The organism is Vibrio cyclitrophicus (assembly GCA_023206055.1).
Lineage (GTDB): Bacteria > Pseudomonadota > Gammaproteobacteria > Enterobacterales > Vibrionaceae > Vibrio > Vibrio cyclitrophicus_A.
In genome coordinates this window covers 247,036-272,153 of record CP065366.1, presented here as the reverse complement: position 1 = coordinate 272,153, position 25,118 = coordinate 247,036, and the positions used below count along the sequence as shown (strand labels likewise).

At 41.7% G+C, this 25,118-nt stretch carries 28 protein-coding genes; 11 read left to right on the top strand and 17 right to left on the bottom strand.

Annotation, left to right across the window (positions count from 1 at the left end; all coding sequences use genetic code 11):
- Positions 1–87: 87 nt before the first annotated feature.
- From pseI to ITG09_01235, 8 genes are read right to left on the bottom strand one after another with little or no spacing between them, the layout of a single operon-like run.
- Positions 88–1,143, bottom strand: coding sequence for a pseudaminic acid synthase (gene pseI / locus ITG09_01270; GenBank protein ID UPR52332.1), 1,056 nt, complete (start codon positions 1,141–1,143; stop codon positions 88–90).
- The gene (locus tag ITG09_01265; GenBank protein ID UPR52331.1) at positions 1,136–1,780 is read right to left on the bottom strand and encodes a UDP-glucuronic acid dehydrogenase; all 645 of its coding nucleotides are present in this window, start codon (positions 1,778–1,780) and stop codon (positions 1,136–1,138) included. The genes pseI and ITG09_01265 overlap by 8 nt, the downstream gene beginning before the upstream one ends.
- Positions 1,758–2,834, bottom strand: coding sequence for a UDP-2,4-diacetamido-2,4,6-trideoxy-beta-L-altropyranose hydrolase (pseG, locus tag ITG09_01260; protein UPR52330.1), 1,077 nt, complete (start codon positions 2,832–2,834; stop codon positions 1,758–1,760). The genes ITG09_01265 and pseG overlap by 23 nt, the downstream gene beginning before the upstream one ends.
- Before the next feature lie 7 nt (positions 2,835–2,841).
- Entirely contained in the window at positions 2,842–3,522 is a 681-nt protein-coding gene (gene pseF / locus ITG09_01255; GenBank protein ID UPR52329.1) for a pseudaminic acid cytidylyltransferase, read from the bottom strand.
- Positions 3,522–4,697: a UDP-4-amino-4,6-dideoxy-N-acetyl-beta-L-altrosamine transaminase gene (gene pseC, locus ITG09_01250; protein ID UPR52328.1), complete on the bottom strand. Its 1,176-nt coding sequence runs from the start codon at positions 4,695–4,697 to the stop codon at positions 3,522–3,524. Before pseC ends, pseF begins: the two co-directional genes overlap by 1 nt.
- Positions 4,694–5,707 (bottom strand): UDP-N-acetylglucosamine 4,6-dehydratase (inverting), encoded by a 1,014-nt coding sequence (gene pseB / locus ITG09_01245; protein ID UPR52327.1) that lies wholly within the window; start codon positions 5,705–5,707, stop codon positions 4,694–4,696. Before pseB ends, pseC begins: the two co-directional genes overlap by 4 nt.
- Before the next feature lie 54 nt (positions 5,708–5,761).
- Positions 5,762–7,273 carry a hypothetical protein gene (locus ITG09_01240; GenBank protein ID UPR52326.1) on the bottom strand — a complete coding sequence of 504 codons (1,512 nt, stop codon included), beginning with the start codon at positions 7,271–7,273 and terminating at the stop codon, positions 5,762–5,764.
- Positions 7,274–7,309: 36 nt separating this feature from the next.
- Entirely contained in the window at positions 7,310–8,020 is a 711-nt protein-coding gene (locus ITG09_01235; protein ID UPR52325.1) for a 3-deoxy-D-manno-octulosonic acid kinase, read from the bottom strand.
- Positions 8,021–8,117: 97 nt separating this feature from the next.
- Between ITG09_01235 and ITG09_01230 the strand changes: the two genes are divergently transcribed.
- From ITG09_01230 to ITG09_01200, 7 genes are read left to right on the top strand one after another with little or no spacing between them, the layout of a single operon-like run.
- Positions 8,118–9,191 (top strand): glycosyltransferase family 9 protein, encoded by a 1,074-nt coding sequence (locus ITG09_01230; GenBank protein UPR53566.1) that lies wholly within the window; start codon positions 8,118–8,120, stop codon positions 9,189–9,191.
- A gap of 10 nt (positions 9,192–9,201) precedes the next feature.
- Positions 9,202–9,966, top strand: coding sequence for a glycosyltransferase family 2 protein (locus ITG09_01225; protein ID UPR52324.1), 765 nt, complete (start codon positions 9,202–9,204; stop codon positions 9,964–9,966).
- Positions 9,966–10,760: a glycosyltransferase family 2 protein gene (locus tag ITG09_01220; GenBank protein UPR52323.1), complete on the top strand. Its 795-nt coding sequence runs from the start codon at positions 9,966–9,968 to the stop codon at positions 10,758–10,760. The genes ITG09_01225 and ITG09_01220 overlap by 1 nt, the downstream gene beginning before the upstream one ends.
- Positions 10,757–11,239, top strand: a complete 483-nt coding sequence (coaD, locus tag ITG09_01215; GenBank protein ID UPR52322.1) for a pantetheine-phosphate adenylyltransferase — start codon at positions 10,757–10,759, stop codon at positions 11,237–11,239. Before ITG09_01220 ends, coaD begins: the two co-directional genes overlap by 4 nt.
- Positions 11,236–12,234, top strand: a complete 999-nt coding sequence (locus ITG09_01210) for a lipopolysaccharide A protein (protein UPR52321.1) — start codon at positions 11,236–11,238, stop codon at positions 12,232–12,234. The genes coaD and ITG09_01210 overlap by 4 nt, the downstream gene beginning before the upstream one ends.
- Positions 12,227–12,586 (top strand): diacylglycerol kinase, encoded by a 360-nt coding sequence (locus tag ITG09_01205; GenBank protein UPR52320.1) that lies wholly within the window; start codon positions 12,227–12,229, stop codon positions 12,584–12,586. The genes ITG09_01210 and ITG09_01205 overlap by 8 nt, the downstream gene beginning before the upstream one ends.
- A 9-nt stretch (positions 12,587–12,595) precedes the next feature.
- Positions 12,596–14,584: a sulfatase-like hydrolase/transferase gene (locus ITG09_01200; GenBank protein UPR52319.1), complete on the top strand. Its 1,989-nt coding sequence runs from the start codon at positions 12,596–12,598 to the stop codon at positions 14,582–14,584.
- A gap of 26 nt (positions 14,585–14,610) precedes the next feature.
- On the opposite strand, the gene mutM is transcribed toward ITG09_01200, so the two are convergent.
- The 5 genes from mutM to radC all read right to left on the bottom strand — a co-directional run bounded on the left by mutM (position 14,611) and on the right by radC (position 17,563).
- Positions 14,611–15,420, bottom strand: coding sequence for a bifunctional DNA-formamidopyrimidine glycosylase/DNA-(apurinic or apyrimidinic site) lyase (mutM, locus tag ITG09_01195; protein ID UPR52318.1), 810 nt, complete (start codon positions 15,418–15,420; stop codon positions 14,611–14,613).
- A 3-nt stretch (positions 15,421–15,423) separates the two neighbouring features.
- Positions 15,424–15,954: a hypothetical protein gene (locus ITG09_01190; protein ID UPR52317.1), complete on the bottom strand. Its 531-nt coding sequence runs from the start codon at positions 15,952–15,954 to the stop codon at positions 15,424–15,426.
- A gap of 224 nt (positions 15,955–16,178) precedes the next feature.
- Positions 16,179–16,346: a 50S ribosomal protein L33 gene (gene rpmG / locus ITG09_01185; protein ID UPR52316.1), complete on the bottom strand. Its 168-nt coding sequence runs from the start codon at positions 16,344–16,346 to the stop codon at positions 16,179–16,181.
- A gap of 13 nt (positions 16,347–16,359) precedes the next feature.
- Entirely contained in the window at positions 16,360–16,596 is a 237-nt protein-coding gene (gene rpmB, locus ITG09_01180; protein ID UPR52315.1) for a 50S ribosomal protein L28, read from the bottom strand.
- Positions 16,597–16,888: 292 nt separating this feature from the next.
- A complete protein-coding gene (gene radC, locus ITG09_01175) occupies positions 16,889–17,563 on the bottom strand; it encodes a DNA repair protein RadC (protein UPR53565.1) in 675 nt (224 codons plus the stop codon).
- A 225-nt stretch (positions 17,564–17,788) separates the two neighbouring features.
- Between radC and coaBC the strand changes: the two genes are divergently transcribed.
- The 3 genes from coaBC (at position 17,789) to lpxL (ending at position 20,780) form a co-directional block, all read left to right on the top strand.
- Positions 17,789–19,030, top strand: a complete 1,242-nt coding sequence (gene coaBC, locus ITG09_01170; protein UPR52314.1) for a bifunctional phosphopantothenoylcysteine decarboxylase/phosphopantothenate--cysteine ligase CoaBC — start codon at positions 17,789–17,791, stop codon at positions 19,028–19,030.
- Positions 19,031–19,169: 139 nt separating this feature from the next.
- Complete coding sequence (gene slmA / locus ITG09_01165) at positions 19,170–19,760, top strand: nucleoid occlusion factor SlmA (GenBank protein UPR52313.1); 591 nt, start codon at positions 19,170–19,172, stop codon at positions 19,758–19,760.
- Positions 19,761–19,799: 39 nt separating this feature from the next.
- Positions 19,800–20,780 carry an LpxL/LpxP family Kdo(2)-lipid IV(A) lauroyl/palmitoleoyl acyltransferase gene (lpxL, locus tag ITG09_01160; protein UPR52312.1) on the top strand — a complete coding sequence of 327 codons (981 nt, stop codon included), beginning with the start codon at positions 19,800–19,802 and terminating at the stop codon, positions 20,778–20,780.
- Positions 20,781–20,875: 95 nt separating this feature from the next.
- On the opposite strand, the gene pyrE is transcribed toward lpxL, so the two are convergent.
- On the bottom strand, positions 20,876–21,517 hold the full coding sequence (gene pyrE / locus ITG09_01155) for an orotate phosphoribosyltransferase (protein ID UPR52311.1): 642 nt from the start codon (positions 21,515–21,517) through the stop codon (positions 20,876–20,878).
- Positions 21,518–21,747: 230 nt separating this feature from the next.
- On the bottom strand, positions 21,748–22,464 hold the full coding sequence (rph, locus tag ITG09_01150) for a ribonuclease PH (GenBank protein UPR52310.1): 717 nt from the start codon (positions 22,462–22,464) through the stop codon (positions 21,748–21,750).
- 248 nt (positions 22,465–22,712) lie between these two features.
- Here rph and ITG09_01145 point away from each other — a divergent pair, with 248 nt between their 5' ends.
- The gene (locus tag ITG09_01145) at positions 22,713–23,579 is read left to right on the top strand and encodes a YicC family protein (GenBank protein UPR52309.1); all 867 of its coding nucleotides are present in this window, start codon (positions 22,713–22,715) and stop codon (positions 23,577–23,579) included.
- Between the two features lie 405 nt (positions 23,580–23,984).
- Here ITG09_01145 and ITG09_01140 read toward each other — a convergent pair whose 3' ends face one another.
- Together ITG09_01140 and ITG09_01135 are read right to left on the bottom strand one after the other, a co-directional pair.
- Positions 23,985–24,197, bottom strand: a complete 213-nt coding sequence (locus ITG09_01140; GenBank protein ID UPR52308.1) for a cold-shock protein — start codon at positions 24,195–24,197, stop codon at positions 23,985–23,987.
- Between the two features lie 310 nt (positions 24,198–24,507).
- Positions 24,508–24,933: a phosphate-starvation-inducible PsiE family protein gene (locus ITG09_01135; GenBank protein ID UPR52307.1), complete on the bottom strand. Its 426-nt coding sequence runs from the start codon at positions 24,931–24,933 to the stop codon at positions 24,508–24,510.
- Between the last annotated feature and the right edge of the window lie 185 nt (positions 24,934–25,118).

Sequence of the window (25,118 nt, the reverse complement as noted above, 5' to 3'; positions counted from 1 at the left end):
ATAAGATGACTTTACCATCAAAAGCGCCTGTCATCCGTTTTATCATACGAAGTGATCAAAGACACTTCGTATAAGCTAAGCATTTAGCTACCAATCGACAAACTCATTTAACAGCGCTGAACCACGCTGAATATCTTGAGTTGCTAGTTTACCTATCACATCATTGTAGAACTTCGGTTTTATGCCAAATCCCGGGCGGATGCTTCTTACATGCTCCTCAGTAAAGGTTTCACCAGCTTTAATATCTTTTACGACATATAATGAGCGACGGAATTTCACATTTCCTTTCTCAGCTTCTGTTCTTTCATAATTAACTTGCCCAAGAGCTTGCCATGCCGTTTCTGTATCTTTACAGAGAGCTTCTAGTTCTTGAGGTTCTAAAGAGAAGCTGTCATCAGGGCCACCACCATTTCGGTCAAGTGTCACATGCTTTTCAATCAAACACGCACCTAAAGCAACGGAGGCCACAGCCGTAGCATTATCAATAGTATGATCAGATAACCCCGACAAAACATTAAATCGTTGCTGCATATCTTTAATGGTTCTCAAATTGTACTGATCTGCAGGTGCTGGATATCCACTGACACAATGCAAAACAACCAGCTCTTTACAACCGTTCTCTTTGGCAACTGCAATGGCTTCATGAATCTCTTCTTCATTAGCCATACCCGTTGACATAATCATTGGCTTACCAGTCTTAGCGACTTTTGCAATCAAAGCGTGATCAACTAGCTCAAAAGAGGCGATTTTGTATGCAGGGGCATTCAATTCTTCAAGTAGATCGACAGCGGTGAAATCAAAAGGTGAACTAAAGATCGTAATCCCAACCTCTTTCGCTTTCTCAAATAGAGCTTCATGCCACTCCCATGGAGTATGAGCCCACTCATAAAGTTGGTATAGGCTATTTCCATCCCATAACCCCCCATGAATCTGAAAATCTTCATTGTCGCTATCGATCGTGATCGTATCTGGACGATAAGTTTGCAACTTAATTGCATCAGCTCCAGCTTTTTTAGCTATTTCAATAATCTTGAATGCATTATTGATATCGCCATTATGATTCGCAGAAAGTTCAGCAATAATATATGGTTTAAAATCTAAACCAATTTTTTTGCCATCAATTTCTATAAATGTGTTAGTCATCGACTTTCTCCAATCTAATTTTGTATTTTGTGCCTTTCACTACAATGTAAGCAGGGTATCTATCTGGATCGCTGATCCGTAGCAAGTTAAATTGAGAGGCTATACTGCCATTAATATCAACTTGGCTATCCTCTGGAGTTCTTTTCCTGTGGTAACTGCTTTCACTATTTGGTTGACTCACAGGCTCTGAGGTATAAATATTTTCACACGCCCAGTCCATTAACTGAAGTTCTGCATCAAATAGCTTTCTATTCACTTCGTCATAGAGTTCTAGGCCATCCATTGGAATTGTTAATTTCTGCCAAATATCACCGGTATCGACACTATCTTCGGCATTTAGTAGTGAAAGAGTCAGCTCTTTTGCACCATTTAACACATCCCAGATGTGAGGGCTCCAGCCTCGTCCTTGAGGCAAGTCACTCGCATGTAACACTAATGTATAGTTGAATTTATCTCTTACTTCTTGTCTAACAATCTCTGAGCACGAAATCAAAAATAGAATATCTCCACCTTCTTGTATTGAGCTCACAGAGTTTAATATTTCAATTTTGTACTTGCTCTCATTGGTTTTTTGCCAATGGAGTAGGTGCTTATAAACAGGGTGGCAGCTATCGCTACATAAAATTGTTACTTTCATTCTCTAGCTCTATGATTTCTGATACGACTCTACGAGTACCTAAGCCATCACACACTCTTAAATTGTTTAGATGCATCTGATGCCAATCTGAGCATACCTCTTTATAAGCTCTAAATAACTCATTTTTAATAGAGTTCACTTCAACCTTACGAGATAAGTTCTCTACAACTAACTGATGACAAATGTCTTTTTGATTGTCCGCTAACGGGACTACAATGCTCGGTAAACCTAAACAGGCTCGTTCCCAACTGGTACTGCCAGGCGCACCAATTGCGATATCATGCTCTAGCATCATTTGAGCCATATGATTGGTAAAATCAATGTGCTCGATATTTTCCCTAACTTTGCACCAATCAGAAACTTGGTCATAATGGGGAGAACGAGGGCTCATCAACACTGTAATTTTGGCGCTAATACTTTCACTTTCAAGAGATTGCAATACAGCAAAAGTGGCATTGGGCAAATCAATCCCGCCCATAGAGATCAATATTTTGGGGCTATCTAAATTTGGTTGCCGATTTTCCGCGAAGTTTCTAAGCTCATTAAACTCAGGATTTAACAAAGCATAATTGACTCCAGCTAACACTTTCCCTGTTGTTTTATACGCATCGGCTTTTCTAGATAATGTTTGATCTAATACAATATCAGCACAATGTTTTCTTACAAGGTCATCAATGGCTAATATCTGTACACCTGTGCGTTGTTTTATTTGTTTTTGCCACTCTTCCCCTAGTGCATAGTGATCACTGATGACCCACTCTACACCCTCTAGATATGGAGCAAAGTCCTGGACATCTTCTGCAATGCCACGTTGAAGCCAACCCAAATAATCGCCAGTGTGCTTTGGGATAACTTGACATTCAGGTGGTGTAAGCTTGATTATCGAGTACCCACGGTCTTCAATAAAGCTGCATAAGTCCCCTTTTTGAGGAATGCATGCAAATGCTATTTGATAATCATGTCGAGTCAATTCATCAGCTAATACTAGGCAGCGCATAACATGCCCACTACCTATCCAAACAGATGCATCTACGCGGAAAATTATTTTTTTCATAGTGTTTTTAAAGAATGCTAAACAGTTTCTCTGCCAACTCCCAATCCTCAGGCGTGTCAATATCTTGAACACGACATCTAGGCAGGAGTACAGCTTTGGAGTGAGGAGAGAAAATTGATAGCTTGTTTAAAAAAGCTGACGTTTGCCCCCAATAGAATTGACCAGCATCATGGTACGCTTCTTCAAGATCTTGCGATCTAACCTGTTCATTTTCAGGTGAAAACATCGAGACAGAAGCTTGCTCGTCAAGCTTGATTGCACGCTGAATCGGAAATGGAAACGATGTAGCACTGAATGCAAATTGCACACTAGCATCCCTAACTAACTCGTAACCTTTCTGAAGATCTTCAGGTAAAACAAACGGGGCGGTTGCATACAAGCAACAGACTGCTTCTACATTCCACCCTTCGCTTTTACACCAACGTATAGCATGTTCCATTACATCCATGGTGGTCGCATAATCGTCAGAAATATCAACAGGGCGCAAAAACGGCACTTCTGCACCGTATTTTTTTGCGACTTCTGCAATTTCTGTATCATCTGTAGAAACAATCACTTTATCAAAGCAACCCGATGTCACAGCGGCTTCGATCGAATAAGCGATCATTGGCTTGCCATGGAAAGCTTTAATATTCTTTCTCGGGATACGCTTACTGCCACCACGAGCGGGGATAATTGCTATTTTCATTACGTACCTTTTAGAATATCAGTTAATACGTCGACAACCGTATTCTGTTGAGCTTCCGTCATACCGTGGAACATCGGCAGAGAAATCGCTTCGCGGTAGTACTGTTCTGATTCAGGGAACTCCCCTTCAGTGAAACCTAAGTCTTGATAATACGGCTGGGTATGTACTGGAATATAATGCAAGTTCACACCGATACCACGCTCGCGTAGCGCATCAAAAACCTGTTGATGACTGAGTGTAATATCATCTAATTTCAAACGAATCACGAACAAATGTAACCCTGAGTAGGTATCAGGAAGCTGATAAGGCAAGACAACCGGTAGATTGTCTAACTTAGTATAATAGCCCTGTGCTAACTCGTGACGAGCAGAGACAAACTCATTCAAGCGCTTCATTTGGCTCACGCCCAGTGCAGCTTGCAGCTCTGTCATACGATAATTAAATCCAAGGTCTATTTGTTGGTAATACCAACCACCATGAGATTCACCACGCATCAACTCTGGATCACGCGTAATACCGTGACTGCGCAGCAGCGCCATTTTATCAGCAAGTTCTTTACTATTGGTCAGTGCCGCGCCACCTTCAGCAGTTGTCACGATTTTTACTGGGTGAAAACTAAAAACCGTTATATCTGAGTATTCGCAGTTCCCTATCGGTTGATCTTGATATCGGCCACCAATGGCATGAGAGGCATCTTCAATAACTTTAAAGCCATACTCTTTCGCCAACTTACCGATGGCAACCATATCACATGGCTGCCCACATAAATGAACCGGTACAACAACTTTTGGCAATTTACCTTCAGTTTTGGCTTTAATCAGCTTATCTTCAAGACGCTTAGGGCACATATTGTATGTGTCCGGGTTAATATCAACAAAGTCCACTTTCGCACCACAGTACAAACCACAGTTTGCCGATGCAACAAAAGTGACTGGAGATGTCCACAGCCAATCATCTTGCCCTAGTCCTAAAGCCAGACAAGCAATATGCAACGCTGATGTTGCACTGTTTACCGCCAATGCGTAATTCGCACCAGTATGTTCAACAAGCGCATTCTCGAATGCAGGAACCTGAGGCCCCTGTGTTAAAAAGTCTGATTTCAAAACATCCAAAACACTATCGATGTCTTGCTGACTGATATCTTGCTTACCGTAAGGAATCACTACTATTCTCACACTGTAAAGTTAGGATCAACGTGCTCTTTAATTAAATCACGTAGGCCTTCAATCGTTTCCCACTCAGTATTCGTACCTGAGTTGTACTTAAAGCCAAATGGCACTTTTTCTGCTTTGTGATGATCGAGGTATTCTGTTTCTGTGTATGTAAATGATACAGATGGCAAAATTGCGTAATACTTCCCTAAGTCAATGGTGTTTAGAGAGTCAGTATCGGTGATCATTTCTTCATGCAACTTCTCGCCAGGGCGAATACCCACAACTTTAGTCTTTACACCTGGTGCAATAGCTTCTGCAATGTCCAAGATTTTGTATGATGGAATTTTGGGTACGAAAATCTCACCACCTAGATGGTTTTCTAAGGCATACATCACCATATTCACACCATCTTGCAGTGAAATGTTAAAACGAGTCATCTCTTCGTGAGTAATCGGTAGCACACCTTCGTCACGCTTGCTCATAAAGAATGGGATTACAGACCCTCGTGAGCCCATAACATTACCGTAACGCACAACGCTAAAACGGATATCTTTTGAACCTTTAATGTTGTTAGCAGCAGCAAAAAGTTTATCTGAAGCAAGCTTAGTTGCACCATATAAGTTAATTGGTGCACATGCCTTATCTGTAGATAAAGCCACAACATCTTTCACACCACATGCAAGTGCAGCGTTAATCACGTTTTCTGCACCATCTACGTTCGTACGGATACACTCTGTAGGGTTGTACTCTGCAGTATCTACTTGTTTAATCGCGGCAGCGTGGATGATCACATCAACACCTTCACACGCTTGAATCATACGGTTACGATCGCGAACATCACCAATGAAAAAACGTAATTGCGGAAAATCTTTCTGAGGATACTGTTGCTTTATTTCGAATTGCTTTAGCTCATCACGAGAGAAAATGATTATTTTTTTTACGTCAGAGTATCGTTCTAAAATCGTTTTAATAAACTGTTTTCCGAACGACCCTGTACCACCAGTAATCAGTACACTCTTATTGTTTAACATGCTTTCTCCATCATTGTTCGGTTTCGGCTAACTTAACTTGAACATCAAGCTATATTAAGCTCGGTTACATCTATTGTTTTGTGATACGTCAGCAAGAATTGTGTCAATGAACCTTTTTGCCATTAACTCATCATCAAACATTGTTGCGTACCTATCGTCAGGAAATTTTTTTAAAAAATAGCCTTCCATTGATGGGTTTACACACCCAACAATCGCTTTCTTCTCTAACCAATCCATCATTGACTTGGCGATTTCTTCCCTTGATTTTATGTCAGATGCCATAAGGTCGTCAAAAGAACTAAGCTCGTTAAAACAGTATACGTTTGGAGTACCGGAGAACCAAGTATCCCCCATCAGTATAGATTTTTTCTCGTAACACGCCGCTTCTAAACAGGCGGTTCCTGTTTGGCTAACGGTTAGCAAAGCATTTCGAACCAATTTACTCGATTCAAGAGTAGGCTCAATTAAATGCACATTGGGAAGGCTCTTTAACGCGTTGTAAAGGTAAGGGCTTTTCCCTCTATACCCAGGTAGCATGCGAGTAAATTGAGAATAATGCTCTTTGACATAAATAGGGATATGTAATGGTACAAAACTTCTCAACGCAATTACTGCATCATAAACTTGGTAATAATGCCCGCCGTCCGGCGTTGATGTTTTCTCTGGTTCATAATGCAGAGGATAAAAAACATAGTCTCCATCAAAGCTGACTGATGATATATTATCATAATAAGCCTTCTCTAATTTAGAGTGAATGGCATCTGTTCTTATTTTTGAAAACACACTACGATTATTATTCGACTTAAAAAATGTTTGATTTATCGTATATGTAGTTTTTATTCTAGATTTATTTGAATATCTAAATCCTTTACCTAATAACTCTAAATATCTAATAATTGCGAATTTTGATTTTTTTCCATCATAGTTTTTTTGGTTCGTCATGTACTCCGGTTCTTTTGGAGCACTTGAGAATGAATGAACATAATCAGTTAAAACTTGACTGAATAGCTTAATCTCATCACTATTCTCTCGTTTAACTTCTATTGTATCACCATAAAAGTCTTTGCAAACATGAGCTAGTGGAGCAACGCCTGCCGTCATCAAATGATAGGTTGGAATTTCTAACATTTCACAAATACCGTACAGTATCATTCCGGCAGTGGCATGAGGAGCCTCTGAAGCTATAAGTATCTCTATTTCTTCAGTAATCACCAAATCATAATAGTAATTAAAAATACTATAAAATACAGCTTCTCTCTCTAAACGACCAAACTTTCGTTCATCATCTTGCCTATCCATAATTTTATATACTTTATCTTTTAGTATATAAAATTTTGGATTGGTCAAAATATCTTGCCCTGGTGCACACTTGAGGTTTCTTTCCTCTAGTTCACCTTTATTTACTTGAAAGAAGCTTTCAACGTTACAATTTGGGTATATTTCTTTTGCTGCCTCGTCGAGAACAGGGTCTCCTAACCAAATCCTCACATCGACACTATTATCCTTTAGGTAATTTGCAACATTTATCCAAACCTTTCGGCCTGCTGGTAAATATATAGCTTTCAACCTAACACCTCACCATCAATTATAAATTCAACATGACTATACATAGTATTCATATCCAACCTTAACAATGTCAAACAACTCTTCTTCCCAAAAAATATTGTGTTTTTTCTTTTCTTTAAGAAAAGAGCGATGTAAGCGATTAAGGTTTACTCTATTATATAAATTACCTTTATCAAGGATACACTTATCAAAGTCGATGATCCAAACTTCATTCTGCTCATCAATCAAAATATTATGAATGTTCAAATCCGTGTGATTGACCTTGGCGTCATGCATCTTACGAATTTCAGCACCTATCTTTTGGTACATTTCCTTAGGCAATGCCTTTTCCCGTAAGATCGCCACGAGATCTTGAGCATTAGGGATTTTTTCACTCAAAAGATCGGCTTTATAAGTGAGCCCTCTTTTCACCACTCGAGCAGCAATCGGCTTAGGGACTTTAACCCCCGACTTCTGAAGTACTTTAAGCAGTTCGAACTCTTGGTAACTACGAGTCTTCTCATCACCAAAGTATAGGTAACTGTCTTCTACAAGCTTGCCGAATAAGCCACCACGACGGTAATGGCGCAATGCTGCTTGAATAGTGTCTAACTCAACAAACCACGTCGTACCACGCCCGGTGGCGCTCCCTATGATTTTATTTTGCTGCTGCCAATATTCAGCGTCAAAGGCATGCTTTGCCTGATCTTGTGAAATTAATGTTTCGTCAAACCAAATCACTTGATTGTCAAAGTTAAGCGTTTGCATCCTATCTACCTACCTAATTGCTTAGTTTTATTTTACATTCCCTTAGCCCAACTGCATAATTCTTATTAATCAATTTGATAGAGCTCACCTCATGTCTTTGTTCGAATCAGCCCCTAAATCACTCTGTATTTTGCGACTTTCTGCGATAGGTGACGTGTGCAACACCATCGCCACTGTTCAAGCAATTCAAAAGCAATGGCCTGCTACCAAAATCACTTGGATCACCGGAAAGTTAGAAGCTCAATTACTCGCTGCAATTGAAGGAGTGGAAGTGCTCACCTTTGACAAGAAAGCAGGCCTTGAAGGCTACAAGTCGCTGTGGCGACAGCTCAAAGGTCGAGAGTTTGATGCGCTACTTCATATGCAATACGCACTTCGTGCAAGCTTTGCCACTCTGGGTATCAAGGCAAAATACAAACTCGGGTTTGCGGCCGATCGCAGTCAAGATTTTCAGACGTTATTTACCAATATCAAAGTGAGCTCCCCCTCTTCGCTGCATGTCGCAGATGGGCTAATGGCCTTTGCTCAACACATTGGGGTTCACGATAAAACGCTGAATTGGTCTCTGTCCTATAAAGAGTCAGACAACGCATGGGCACAGCAACAGCTCGATACCAACAAACCTAACCTGCTCCTCGTTCCTGGAGCAAGTAAAGCCTATAAAAACTGGCATGCACAAGGTTATGTTGATGTGATTAACCATGCCCGCAATCAAGGTTGGAATGTCATTCTGGCAGGTAGCCCAGCACAGGTTGAAGTCGAGTTGACACAAGCAATTCAAGAAAAGCTAACCGAACCTTGCCGCAACTTGGTTGGTAAAAGCTCTATCATGCAGATGCTTGCTATTATTGATAAAGTAGAGCTTGTCATTGCCCCCGATACCGGCCCAACTCATATGGCGAATGCGATGCAAACACCGGTTATTGGTTTATACGCTCACCATAACCCACGCCGCGTTGGGCCTTACCACTACCTGCAATATGTGGTGTCGGTTTACGAAGAGGCGATACTGGCAGAGACGGGTAAAACGAGCCAAGATCTAAGCTGGCGCACACGAGCAAAAGATGAGCAAGCGATGCAGCTTATAAAAAGTGAAACGGTCATTCGCATGTTTGACCAAATAGTCACTGATATTTACCCACAATACCAACGCCTTAAACCGCACGAATAAGGAAGAAATCTTGTCTAAACCAACTTTAGCCGTTGCTTTAATTGTAAAGAATGAAGAGAAGCATCTTGAGGCATGCCTTAATACTGTAAAAGGTTGGGTCGATGAAATCGTCCTACTCGACTCTGGTAGCAGCGACCGCACAGAAGAGATCGCAAGGCAATACACCGATAAGTTCTACACCAATTTAGAGTGGCCCGGCTTTGGGAAGCAAAGACAACTTGCTCAACAATATGTTACGGCTGATTATGTTTTATGGTTGGATGCTGATGAACAAGTGACCCCTGAATTAAAACAGAGCATTTTAAAGGCAGTGGCAGAAGATAAACCCAATACGCTGTTTCAAGTAAATCGATTAAGTGCCGCATTCGGAAAATTCATCTATCACTCAGGATGGTCCCCAGATTGGATAGTTCGCCTCTATCGTACAGATTACACTCAATATAATGACTCTCTTGTCCATGAGAAAGTTGAGAATCAAAACTACGCGATACAAAAACTCGATGGGCGGTTACATCACTATACCTACGAGCACCTTCACCACTACATCAATAAAACGACAGGTTACTTAAAAGCCTGGACGGATGAGAGAGAAGGTAGAAAGAGTGCCGGTCTAACAACAGCACTAACTCACGCTTTTGCAAGCTTCATTAAGATGTATATTATTAAACGTGGTTTCTTAGACGGTAAGCATGGCTTTATTCTAGCTTGGCTATGTATGCACTCTACATTCGTAAAATATATCGATCTATACCTACGAGAACAGGCAAAGAAATAATGAAAACAACTTTAATTATTACAACTTATAACTGGAAAGAAGCGTTAAAAGCCGTTTTAGAAAGTGTAAAACGTCAAACTCAATTACCAGACGAGGTTATCGTTGCTGATGATGGCTCCAGGGACGATACAAAAGAATTAATAGAATCATTTAAATCTGATTTTCCTGTACCACTTGTCCATAGTTGGCATGAAGACAATGGTTTCCAACTTTCAATGAGTCGAAACCGTGCTATTGCCAAAGCTACTAGTGATTACCTCATTATGGTTGATGGTGATATGGTGTTATCAGAAACCTTTATTGAATCTCATAAAAGAGTTGCGAAGCCTAATTGGTTTGTCCAAGGCGGGCGAGTTCTAACTGACGAAGCTTGCAGTAGAGAAATAATGGAAAACGGACTCATTCCTTCTGCGTTCAGTAAAGGGATTCGCAACCGCAAGAATTGCATAACCAATTCTCTGTTATCAAATTGGTTCTCATATGAACGCAACAACGATAAGGCAACACGTGGTTGCAACATGGCCTTTTGGAAGCAAGATGTTGTAAACGTAAACGGATTCAATCAAGACTTTGTTGGTTGGGGAAGAGAAGACAGCGAATTCGTCCATAGAATGTTGAATTCTGGACATTCCCGACTCTACCTTAAATTCTCAGGCGTTGGTTACCACCTTTATCACGTAGAAAACTCTCGAGGTTCTTTGCCTGAAAATGATGCAATTCTTGATAACACTATTGAGCGTAAATTAACCCGCTGCAGTAATGGTATTGACCAATTTATGGAAAGCCAATCATGAATAAAACGGTAATTTACCCAGGGACTTTTGACCCACTAACGAATGGCCACCTAGATTTGATCGAGAGATCGGCTAGCATGTTTGAACATGTAATCATTGGCGTTGCTGCGAGTCCTTCCAAAAAAACCATGTTTACTCTCGAGGAGCGTGTCAAGTTAGTGCAGATATCTTGCCAACACTTAAAGAATGTATCAGTTGTAGGCTTCAGCGGTCTCTTGGTGGACTTTGCTAAAGAGCAAAAAGCAAATATCTTAATAAGAGGTTTGCGTACAACCATGGATTTTGAGTACGAGTTCGGCCTTACAAGCATGTATAAAAAATTACTTCCTGGATTAGAGAGCATATTCCTAACTCCATCAGAAGAGTTTGCTTTTTTGTCCTCAACAATAGTAAGAGAAGTTGCTATCCATGGTGGTAATATCGATAGCTTTGTCCCGGGAGTCGTGAGTCTAGCACTGAAAGGTAAAGTCAGTTCATGAAAAATTCAAAGCTCAAATACTATTTAGTGAGTACGCTCATCTCTATTACTCCTCACTATTTTTTTAAACTCTTCCGTCGAGAGTTACGGTCTCAGATGACTAATACTGATGACCCTTATATTATGAAAAGAGTTAACTATTACAATAAGCTGACGAGTGATTTTTCCATAGATAAAAGTCTTCCAGAGGGTACGACAAGAAGAGAATTAGGTGATAATAGCTATAATTATTATGTCTCTAATAGCCGTATAGATGAGTTTAAAAAGACTGGCGGTAGAACTTATTACTTAGATTCGTTGAAAGTGATTAAGTACTTTAATCCTAAATTCTGGGTAACATTCTACAATGGCGATATACGTCATGTCCCTGAACAACCAGGTTTTGTGAAAAGTCGCCCGATTTCGGATAAAAACGAAAATGCAATTCTTTTAAAGTTGAATGAGATTCGTCACTTTCAATTTGTTGATGATAAAAATGTCTATGAAGAGAAAAAAGACCTAGTTGTATGGCGAGGTGCCGGAGGGAAAAAACATCGACATATTGTTATTGAACAATTTTATAATCACCCAATGTGTAACATTGGAAGGACAAAGCCCGTTGAAGGGTCTCCGCTTGAAAAACCATCAATGACAATAGAAGAACAGCTAAAGTACAAGTTTATTTTAGCTATTGAAGGAAATGACGTAGCGACAAATTTGAAATGGGCGATGTCATCTAACTCTCTCGTAATTATGTCCAAGCCAAAATATGAAACTTGGTTTATGGAAGGTTGTCTCAAAGCTGGCGTTCATTATGTCGAAGTAAAAGATGATTACTCAAACTTAATAGAAAAAGTAGAGTACTATTTGGCACACCCAAATGAAGCCACTCAGATTATTGATAATGCTAATAAATGGGTGGAACAATTCAAAGACTCTAAACGTGAGCGTTTAGTTTCACTATTAGTTGTAAATAAATTTTTTGAAAAATCACAACAAGACCAAAAACATGAATAAACCCGGAGATACAGGGATTCGTAGAGTAATTAAAGCTACTGGTTACTCAATGAAAGGCTTAAAGTCAGCTTTTAAAAGTGAGGCAGCCGTAAGACAAGAGCTAGCACTGTGTGCCATTTTTATCCCTATAGCACTCTACCTAGACATAAGCAAAACAGAGACTATTGCATTAGTCGGCTCTCTTGTTTTGATATTTATACTCGAGTTGGTAAATTCAGCAATTGAAGCTGTTGTCGATAGAATAGGACCAGAACACCACGAACTAAGTGGAAAAGCTAAAGATATAGGTTCAGCAGCTGTAATGGTTACAATCTTATTTGCTATATTCACTTGGTTTTTAATATTAGTATAAGTTTAATTCATGTTTCAAAATAATGTAAAAAAAATCACGCGAATCATTTGGTTGCAAGTGGCTTTATTCGCTCTTTTACTATCAATATTCCGTCTAGTTTTCACTTTTTTAATTGGTGACGAAAATACAATATACCAACTATTTCCAGACTATATTCAATCAGCTTTTATCGGATTAAGGTTTGATTTAAGAGTCGCTACCATTGCGTTTGCACCTTTATTTTTATTTGGTCTTATACTTTCAGGTTCTAGACTTTTTAAAATCATAGAAAAAGCCATTCCATACTATTCATATATTGTATATTTCTTAGGCATATCTGTATCAATTGGTAATTACTATTACTATAAAACATATAGTAATCACTTTGATATCTTCATGTTTGGCCTTGTTGAAGATGATACTGCGGCTGTGCTTCTCACAATGTGGCAAGATTATCCAATCATAATGATGTCTTTTTTGTCACTCTTTATCACGATGGTTTTGTCCAAATTAACAATTAGGGTATGGCGCAGTATCAAGACAAAGGCATTCCCACAACAAAACATATTGGTTACTGTAGGTACATTATTCATCACCATTGCGGTCTACTTTGTACTAGCAAGGGGCTCAATAGGCACTTTTCCACTGAAGCAATATCATGCCAATGTCTCAAGCTATGAAGTGTTAAATAAAGTAACTCCTAATGCGTTCCTTGCGTTAGATTGGGCAAAGAGTGCACACAAAAAAAGCGCGACATTTGCACCGGTATCAAAGCCATTGTATGAACAACAAACTCAGGAAGTATTAGGCCAATCATACCCAATTTATCAAACAGCAAAGAACCAGTATCTCGAAGACAACAAACCCAACGTTGTATTTGCGCTAATGGAAAGTATGGGAACGAACTTACTTATTGAAGATAATGGAAAAACCACCGATCTATTAGGTTCATTTAGAACACATTACGAAAACGATTTTAGCTTTGAGCGATTTCTACCAGGTACGGGAGGTACGATCAACAGTATAGTAATGATGTTATTCCACAGTAATGTTAACTCAATCAGTCATGGACAAGAGCAAAAGACTCCTCTTTCTGGTTCAGCCTTCTTACCTTATAAAAAAGCTGGGTATAAGGTTATCTATATCACTGGAGGGAGTCCACTGTGGCGTAATCTCAAATACTATATGCCAATACAGGGTGTTGACGAGTTTTATTCGGAGGATGACATATACGAAGCATTCCCAGAGTCTACAGAACATGCTAGTACTTGGGGAGCTCCGGATGAATTTGCCTTCAAGCTTGCTAAAAAGTTACTCGAAGAAAATACTCAGCCAGTTATGGTTATGATTCAAACACAAACTAATCATCCTCCTTACCAAATACCTAGCAACTATAGTCCAAGATCCATTGAGGTTAGTGAATATGCGTTGAAGAAAATGTCTTTGAATGAGGAGAACTCTAGAAAGATTTATGAAACCTATCAGTACTCTTCTAATGCTCTAGGTGATTTTATTAGTAGCATAAAAAGCAGCGAACTGAACAAGAATACGATTATATCTGCTTCTGGTGACCATCGTTTACGTAATTATTCCATATCCTACCCTAAGGATCTTGGTGTTGCTCATGCTGTACCATTTTATCTGTATGTTCCAAAAACTATATTGGATAATTCAAACTATCAGTATCAATCTAACCGAATAGGCTCTCATAGAGATATATTTCCTACACTATATAACTTTAGCTTATCTGGCACCAAGTACACTTCGTTGGGTGGCCGAAATTTGTTAGCTGAACATGACTCAAAAGTTCCATATGCTTATACCAGTGGTGTAACTTTCACTTCCAAAGGGGTATCCCATAGTGCTAATGCGAAAGAGATCTACCCTTGGAAAGATGACTTTAGCCTAGCCGTTGAAAACGAGGCTGTACCAAATCCTACACCTGATATTGATGTGGAACATTCAAAATTACAAAGCATGTTCATTAACTCTCAAATGAGAGGGTTTAGATCACACTAGAAGAGGGGAGCACCTAGCTCCCCCTCTCACCTCTGACATTCCCCACACAAGAAAGTATTTCTCTGCCCAATCTTCTGCTCTTGAATCTCTTCAGCACACACTGGGCAGGGTTCACCAGCTTTACCGTAAACTTGCAGTTCTTGTGCGAAGTATCCTGGCTTCCCATCCGCTTGTGCGAAATCTTTTAGGGTGGTGCCGCCTTGTTTGATGGCCGTCGCGAGTACTTGTTTTATCTCCTGAGTTAACAAGATCCACTCAGCTTGAGTGATCTTGTTCGCTGGGCGAAGTGGATGGATTCGTGAAGAAAATAGCGCTTCATTGGCGTAGATATTTCCTACCCCGACCACTACTTTATTGTCCATGATGAACTGCTTTACGGCGACTTTACGTTTCTCTGCCTTCTCGGCTATGTAGTCAGCGTTAAAGTCGTCCGTTAACGGTTCAGGGCCAGAACCAAGCAAAACTGAATGGATTTCATCGGGCGCAGACCACAACCATGCGCCAAAACGACGCGGATCGTTGTAACGCAATATCTTGCCATTGGTTAGCTTAAGATCCACGTGATCGTGTTTTGCAGGCGGGAAATCTGCGTCTAACACACGCAGTGAGCCAGACATACCAAGGTGAACAATTGCTGTGCCCATATCGGTTTCAATCAGTAGGTACTTTGCGCGACGCGAGATCGAGCGAATCACCTGCCCTTCTAATTTTTTAAGTTCTTGGGGGATATCCCAACGCAGCTTAGGGGTGCGAAAGGTAAGGGTTTTAATGGTCTCGCCGACTAAATGAGGCGAGATCCCCATGCGGCTTACTTCGACTTCGGGTAATTCAGGCATAGTTTAGTCGTCCGATTCTGAGGAGTTGTTCGAGCTGAGACTTGGAAACAGGTAGCTCTCTTCAATAGACACCGCTAGCCACTGATCATTCCAGTTTTTTAACAACCAAAACTCAGGCAGTTGATAATAGGTAATGCGCTGTGGCTCTTCTTGATCTTGATACCACACCTCGATGGTATGCGGGGTATTCAGTTGTGGTGAGAGGTCAGTATAGGTTTGAGAATCGACTTCGGTACCCACAAGCTCTGTCCATCGCTGCGACAACTCTTGTGCACTGGTAGTTTGAGGAAGTGTTGTCTCTTTAAATTGATAAACCCAATGATCGTCTTCTAGCACAACTGACCAATTAGCAAAGTGCAAAGCTTGAAGCTCAGCTGTTGGGTTTAAAAGATAAGGATAAGGGCTGTTTGCCTGAAGTTCAGGCTCAGGTTCGATAAGGTACGTTTTGATCAGTGTTGGAAGGTTTAGCACCCCAATAAAAGCTATCACGCTTAGCATGAGTATGTTGTTCCACCGGCGTCCACGATATCTCATCTGATTCTGCTCATCTAACTTATTGAGTAATCAGTATATCGTGAAAACGGCGATGTTTTCTATTCTGTGCTGTTTTCTATTAATACCAATCTCTTACTTACTGTGATTGGTATAAGCTGCTAGAAAAGACTTAAAAAGACAAATTTCAGGCATAAAAAAACCCAGCTATAAGCTGGGTTTTTAATTTATTCTTCTATAAAAAGAAGAGACAAAGGGGCTATCAATTACTTGATTTTAGCTTCTTTGTACATAACGTGCTGGCGAACTACTGGATCAAACTTTTTGATCTCAAATTTGCCTGGCATGTTACGCTTGTTCTTGTCAGTTGTGTAGAAGTGACCAGTTCCAGCAGAAGATACTAGACGGATTTTCTCACGAATGCCTTTAGCCATTGCTTAATTCCTCTTAAACGTTTTCGCCACGTGCACGGATATCAACAAGAACAGCATCGATGCCTTTCTTATCAATAATACGCATGCCTTTAGCAGTTAGACGTAGTTTAACAAAACGTTTTTCGCTCTCTACCCAGAAACGGTGAGTTTGTAGGTTCGGCAGAAAACGACGCTTGGTAGCATTGCGTGCGTGTGAACGGTTGTTACCCGTTACTGGACGCTTACCAGTTACTTGACATACTCGGGACATGAATGTCTCTCCAAATCGTTTCAGCTCGATATCAACCTTGGTGGCCGAACCTCTCTATCAATTCTGAAAATAGAGGTAAAAACCACAATGGAAAATCCATTCAAGGCTATCAAAGGTCGCGTATTATACTAACTTGACATGCATTGCTCAAGACCCGAACAGATCCTTTTTAAGGATTTCGTGATCTTTTTTTGAACACCGCAGCTATTTGAGTAATCAGAGCTGATTTAAGGTTCTAAAATGTGGGCGGAATAATAGCAGATTTAACGCAACTAACAACCTAAAATGTGATTCAAATCCATCCTCTCTCTGCAAAAGAGATAACTTCACCATCTCCAACCACAAAATGGTCGAGAATTCGGATGTCCACCAGCGCCAATGCATCGGTTAAGCGGCGTGTAATTCGCCTGTCTGCTTGGCTTGGCTCCGCAACACCAGAAGGATGGTTGTGAGCCAAGATTAATGCGGCGGCATTATGATGAAGTGCCCTTTTGACGACTTCTCTTGGGTAAACCGACGCTGCATCGATGGTTCCTTCAAACATGACTTCATCCTTTATTACCCGGTTTTGATTATCTAAGAACAATATATAGAAGGCTTCTCGCTGGCGATCGCGTAACATACTCGAAAGATACAACTTGGTATGATTCGGACTGGTCAACGCGTCCCCTCGAGATAATGTCTCTGCTAAGTAGCGTTGCGTCATCTCCAATACGGCCTGCAATTGGACGTACTTTGCCTGCCCCATTCCCTTATGAGCACAAAACTCGGCCTCCGTTGCTGAAAAAAGATGACGCAGCGAGCCAAAATCTTTGATCAACTTGTCAGAAAGCTCTAGAACGTTCATTCCTTGTGTACCCGTTCGAAGAAATATCGCTAACAACTCCGCATCACTCAAGGAATCAGGTCCTCGACTCAATAACTTTTCTCTTGGCATCGATTCAACAGGTATTTTACTTATGGACATATAAAAACTAATCAGTGGGTCATGAACACGATCCATCAGCCTAATTTATTTGCCAGTGGACAGCTTTCACAGCGTTACAAAGAAGACTAATGCCTAGCAGAATGATGTAATTGATAAGTTTGATAACACCAACTTGATGAGCGTCAAATCTGTTCCAATTCTGCTTCTAGGCACTAATCCTTTGTTCTGATATCGTAAGTCCCAGAGAAATTAAGGAACAGAATCATGCAAACACTGGTTAATCAACAGAGCAGCGCTGACCAACAAGGCTTAGTTGGCAAAAAAATCCTACTTGGTATTAGTGGTGGTATCGCAGCTTATAAATGTGCCGAACTGACTCGCCGCTTAATTGAACGTGGAGCGCAGGTACAAGTCGTCATGACAAATGCGGCTAAGGAGTTCATCACTCCTCTCACCATGCAAGCTGTATCTGGAAGACCGGTGTCTGATAGTTTGCTTGATCCTGCTGCTGAGGCTTCGATGGGGCACATCGAACTCGCAAAATGGGCTGATTTAGTACTATTAGCGCCAGCAACGGCTGACCTTATTGCTCGCATGACGGCGGGCATGGGCAACGACTTGCTGACCACTCTGGTTTTGGCGACCGATGCGCCAGTTGCGGTATCCCCAGCAATGAACCAGCAAATGTACAGCCACCCGGCGACTCAAGAGAACATTGCCACGCTAAAACGTCGTGGTTGTGAAATCTGGGGGCCAGCTGCAGGCGAACAAGCGTGTGGTGATGTTGGTATGGGGCGCATGTTAGAGCCAATGCAGCTCGTGCATCGCTGTGAAGACTTCTTCCAACCTAAGCCACTTGCTGGCCGTTCTGTGCTTATTACTGCAGGCCCGACTCGTGAAGCGATCGACCCTGTACGTTACATTACTAACCACAGTTCAGGAAAAATGGGCTATGCACTGGCTGAAGCAGCCGCGAAACAAGGCGCAACAGTGACTCTAGTCAGCGGTCCTGTATCACTGGCAACGCCAAACAAAGTTAATCGCATTGATGTCGACAGCGCACAACAGATGTTTGATGCCGTTAGCGCTAACGCCGCTCAGCACGATATTTTCATCAGCTGCGCTGCGGTTGCCGATTACCGCCCTGAGACCATCGCAGACCAAAAGCTTAAGAAGGTCGATGGTAAAGACGACATGACCATTCAAATGGTTAAGAACCCAGACATTGTCGCTTCTGTTGCCTCAATGACCGAAGGCCGTCCATTTACTGTCGGCTTCGCAGCTGAAACTCAAGATGTAGAAAAATACGCTCGTGGCAAATTGGAGAGAAAGAACCTCGACATGATTTGCGCCAACGATGTCTCTGTTGAAGGCCAAGGCTTCAATAGCAGTAGCAATGAATTGCACCTTTACTGGAAAGGCGGCGATAAATCTCTACCACTAGAGAGCAAAGATACGCTAGGTTTCCAGATCCTCGATCAGATCCAACAACTTATTGTCGAATAAATACACGATTTAGCTCTGACAATCTGCTGACACCTCTCGATTCTGTTGACCTAGGGCTCACAAAACTAGGAAACAGAATTGAATGGTGTTTATAATCCTTCTTCACTCAATCCTCATCTTTAGGAAAGGAAGTAAATAGATGGCTGGTACTCGAAAATCAAACCGTCGTGAAGAAATCCTACAAGCTCTCGCACAAATGTTGGAATCGACCGAAGGTGCTTCTCGTATCACAACGGTAAAGTTGGCCAAGCAAGTTGGTGTTTCTGAAGCTGCGTTATACCGCCACTTCCCAAGCAAAGCTCGCATGTTTGAAGGCCTGATCGAGTTCATTGAAGAAGCGTTGATGTCTCGAATCAACCGTATTCTCGATGAAGAGAAAGACACACTTGAGCGTATCCGCTTAGTGATGCAACTGATCTTAGTCTTCTCTGAGCGTAATCCAGGCTTAACTCGTATTTTATCGGGTCATGCCCTAATGTTTGAGAATGAGCGTCTTCGTGAACGAATTAATCAGCTTTTCGAACGTATTGAGACTCAACTTCGCCAGATTCTTCGTGAAAGAAAGCTTCGTGAAGGGAAATCGTTCCCGGTTGATGAGAAAATCTTAGCGGCTCAGTTGCTAGGTCAAGTTGAAGGCAGCCTGAATCGATTTGTTCGCTCTGATTTCAAATATCAACCAACCGAAAATTTTGATGCTTACTGGGCACTGCTGAGCGCTCAGATTAAGTAGCAATAAAATTAAGTAGCAATCAAACCTTAAGTGATGGTTATGACGACGAAAACTTCTCCGGAAAACAGCACCGCACAACACGTTCTTACTAAGCCACCTTTTACCTTGGCTTTGCTCCACCCTAAACATTGGGGAGTTTGGTTCGGTTTTGGGTTACTGGCGTTTCTCGTTAACGTTCTACCTTACCGTGTCTTACTGTTGTTAGGCCGTTCATTAGGCTCTCTTGGCGCTCGTTATGGCAAAAAGCGTGTCGCTGTGGCAACGCGTAATTTGGAGCTTGCCTTCCCAGATAAGCCAGCAGACGAAGTCGCGGCTATGGTCAGTGAAAACTTCAAAAATACGGGTATGGCACTGATAGAAACCGGCATTACGTGGTTTTGGCCAACTTGGCGTTTCAAAAGAATCCTAGTGGATAAAGACACCCAAATGCTGCGTACTCACAAAGCCAACGGCAAAGGTGTTTTGTTGTGCTGTGTGCATGCCTTGAACTTAGAGATCACTGCGCGAGCAATGGCTGTTCTAGGTATTTCAGGTTTAGGTGTTTACCGCCCACACAACAATCCGGCTTATGAGTTCATTCAATACCGTGGTCGTACTCAGAATGGCAATCGCCTGATTCACCGTAAAGATGTGAAACGCATGATTCGAATCCTGCGTCAGGGGGAGATCCTTTTCTACCTGCCAGATCATGATTACGGCCGTAACAAGTCTGTGTTTGTCCCTTTCTTCGCAGTAGAAGATGCATGTACCACAACGGGCACCAGTATTTTGGCTTACACTAGCCGATGTGCACTTGTTCCGGGATCTGGTTTTAGAAATGCCGACGGCAAATATGAGATCATGGCTGATGAGTCAATCGAAGAAAACTATCCGCAGAAAGATGAGAAAGCGGCCGCCGCGTATATGAACAGCTATCTTGAGAAGATCATCTTACGAGCACCTGAGCAATGGATGTGGCTGCACAAGCGCTTCAAGACCATGGAAGACCCAGAAGTGGAGCGCGGCATTCGTTATAAATAGAGTACCCGTTACAAGTAAATACTTCTGAACCAAAACAAAAGGGGCTGATGAATCATCAGCCCCTTGTGCATTCTATAATCTAATTACGAGTAGTATTAGATTCCGTATTGAGCGCGGTACGCTTTTACAGATTCGAGGTGCGCTGCGTCGGTGCCTTTCTCTTCAAGGAAAGTCACCAGATCAGTCAGGCTAACGATTGAGATAATCGCACAACCGAAGTCACGCTCTACTTCTTGAATCGCAGACAACTCGCCTTTGCCCTTCTCTTGGCGGTCAATCGCAACCAGAACACCCGCTAAGTCAGCACCGTTTGCTTGGATGATTTCCATCGACTCACGAATTGCAGTACCTGCAGTGATCACATCGTCAACTAACATGATGCGACCTTCAAGTTCGCTACCCACTAGGTTGCCACCTTCACCGTGGTTCTTCGCTTCTTTACGGTTGAAACAGTAAGGCGTGTCCACATCGTGGTGATCAGCAAGTGCAACCGCAGTTGTTGTAGCGATTGGAATACCTTTGTACGCAGGGCCAAATAGTACATCGAACTCAATGCCTGAATCTGCTAATGCTGCTGCGTAGAAGCGACCTAAACGCGCTAAGTCACGACCTGTATTAAACAATCCAGCATTGAAGAAGTAAGGGCTCTTACGGCCAGACTTTAAAGTAAACTCACCAAACTTAAGTACTTCTTTCTCTAGTGCAAATTCAATAAATTCACGTTGATATGCTTTCATGCTCATCCTCTAAATTAATTTACTTTCCAATTCCTAACTTCCGATCACTTCGAAAGCTAACGATGATGTATTTTCTAAATAGATAGCTCTACAACAAGGCAGCAAAGTTTTTCAGCCCTATGAGCATAGGAAACCTATGTGATTAGGGTGAAAAATTGTAGCTAACACAGGTGTAGAGTTATCTATGACGAAAATAAAAAAATAGCCCCCATTTGGGAGCTATCTAAAAACTATTCTGCTAACGCCGACTTCTGCGCTTCAACAATATCGGCAATGCCCTTATTCGCCAGGGCTAAAAGCTGCATCAGCTCTTCGTGGCTGAACGGTTCGCCTTCTGCGGTGCCTTGAATCTCAATCATCTTACCGTCTTCCGTCATTACAACGTTCATATCGGTATCGGCTGCTGAGTCTTCAACGTACTCAAGGTCACACAGTGCTTGTGCACCAACGATGCCCACTGAAACTGCCGCTACGTGGCCTTTCATTGGGTTCTTTTTCAGTTTACCGCTTGCTAGTAGGCTGTTGATAGCATCCGCCATTGCAACACTTGCACCTGAGATAGAAGCAGTACGAGTACCGCCGTCTGCTTGGATAACATCACAATCGACAGTGATCATGATTTCACCCATTACTTTCAGGTCAACAACTGCACGTAAGCTACGAGCGATCAAACGTTGGATTTCCATCGTACGACCACCTTGCTTACCGCTCGCCGCTTCACGACGGTTACGAGTGTGCGTTGCACGTGGAAGCATGCCGTATTCAGCCGTTACCCAACCCTTTCCTTGGCCTTTTAACCAACGCGGCACGTTTTCTTCTACCGTCGCATTACATAGAACTTTAGTGTTGCCGAACTCAACTAATACAGAACCTTCAGCATAAGCTGTGTAGTTACGAGTAATTTTAATTGGACGAATTTGATCTACAGCGCGGTCATTTGGACGCATTGGTATCTACCTTATTAACAGTCTGAAGTGATTTACTATCGAAAGAGTGCATCACCTAAGAAAGGGGTGAGACAGTTTTGATTGGGGCAAGATTATATAGCAGTTTATCTTTCAAATCTATTTACCGTTGAAAGCTATTTATCATGAAAGGCTATTTATAGTGAAAAGCGACAAGCTTCGGGAGCACACCATATCGTGATACTATGCGTGCGCGTTATTTTCAGAATGATAAAAGACAGGAAAATTCGATGATTTATAGTATGACCGCGTACGCACGCAAAGAAGTAAAAGGCGATTGGGGTACAGCAGTATGGGAAATCCGTAGTGTAAACCAACGCTACCTAGAAACTTACTTCCGTATGCCTGAACAGTTCCGTGGTTTAGAGCCAATCTTACGTGAGCGTTTCCGTAAGCGTCTAGCTCGCGGCAAGGTTGAATGTAACCTACGCTTCGAAGCAAACCCAGCAGCGAAAGGCGAGCTAAGCATTAACGAAGGTTTGGCTCAGCAAGTGATCAATGCTGCTAACCAAGTAATGACCATGACAGGTGAAGACAGCCGTCTGAACCCATTCCAAGTTATGAACTGGCCTGGCGTGATGGAAACGCCAGAGCAAGACATGGATGCTATTAATAAAGACCTACTTGAAGCGTTCAACGATGCAATCGCAGAGTTCATTGACGCTCGTGCTCGTGAAGGTGAAAACATGAAGGCGCTCATCGTACAGCGCTTGGATGCGATCACTGAAGAAGTAGTGAAAGTCCGTGCACGTATGCCTGAGATTCTAGAATGGCAACGTGAGCGTCTTCTTACCAAATTTGAAGATGCGAAAATTGAACTTGAAGGTTCTCGCGTTGAGCAAGAGCTTATCTTACTCGCGCAGAAGTCAGACGTAGCAGAAGAGCTAGACCGTCTAGACTCTCACGTGAAAGAAGCGAACGTAGTATTGAAGAAAGGTGGCGCTTGTGGCCGTAAGCTTGACTTCATGATGCAAGAATTCAACCGTGAATCAAACACGCTAGCATCTAAGTCTATTAGCACAGACATCACAGCATCGGGCGTAGAACTTAAAGTTCTTATCGAACAGATGCGTGAGCAAATTCAGAACATTGAATAACAGTTTGTCAGTAACACGCTGTGAATAGCCATTAGCTGAAACAGTGTTGATTAACTAACAGTGTGATTAGATCAAGATAAGCTCCTAGTTTTAGGGGCTTTTTTTATGGATACAATAATGCCAATCACCGTAAGTCAATGAACAGAAATCGGAGATCAGAGAGTTGAACCGGAGAAGTAGCTTAGAACGAAGTATAGATTGTAGATTACGATAAGGGGGTAACGAAGTTGTGGGTATAACGAAACAATGGGGATAACGAGAGTAAAAGGGTATTAAGGGTATTTCAGAGGGAAATGAAAATTTTTAAACAGGAGATAGAAGCTAAAGCAGAAGAGGTATAGAAAGTGAAGATTAAGCAGGGAAAGTGACGCAAGTTGCTAATGCAACCTGCGCCGACTTAAAATCTTATAGAGCTACAACGTTTGCAGCTTGAAGACCTTTTTGGCCTTGCTCTACTTCGAAAGACACTTGTTGGCCTTCTTTAAGAGTCTTGAAACCTTCAGATGCGATAGCACGGAAGTGAACGAATACGTCAGCGCCGCCGTTGTCTTGAGTTAGGAAACCGAAACCTTTCTCTTCGTTAAACCATTTTACTACGCCGTTTGTTTTGTTAGACATGATGTGTCCCTTATATAAAAATAAAAAATTAATCGCCAAAAGTGCGATGCGCTGAAAGCTTGAATTATTTAATGTATCTATGAAGCCAAGGGAAACACTGAGAATAACAATGAAGCAATACTAAGGGTTTTACTTTACAACTGGATGTTTCATTTAATAACTCTGAAAACAGAGCGACGCCATTCTTGGTGATCTGAGCCGGGTTGTAAAGCTTTATTTGAAAGAATTGATGTTTTTTTGTTCAATCAACCCAATAAAAAACCCAACGATATCGCTGGGCTTCATTTATAAAACCTTAACCTTCAAAGTGTTACTCATCTGGCTGCTTGGTTCTAAGGTCTACATATGGCCAATAATGGTGTCCAACACGAATCAACAATGTTGCCGCGGCCAAGATAAATGCTGCTAAAGATAACCAAACGATCAATACCGCATCGAGTTCTTTCATGCCCAAAGTGATGTAACGAGCAATCGCCATCATCGCGATATAGATCGGGTATCGTACTGGAATCTTACCGTTCATCACAAACTGCTGAACCATCGCCAACACTTCTAAATAGATAAACATCAGAAGAATGTCGGTCAGTTGCACTCGACGTTCCGCAAAGACGTGCATGAACTCTTCCATCATGGCAAACAGTGTCGCCAGTGTGATCGCCACCAATAGAACGGCTTCAAGAATGTGGAAAACCTTAAGGAAAGGCTTACTAAAAGACTTAGGTAAGTGAGAAGGCATAGTCACTCTTCAAAAAATAATTAATCCAGTCTCTACAATAGCATGCATCAATATAAGTCGCGTACTCTCAAGTTTAGGATAACACCTTCAATTAAACGTGAGCCAAACAAGCAACAGATACAAAAATGGCCCCACATTCACTGCAGAGCCATCTGTTTGTCTTTTACTTAGCGACTTCTTAGTGG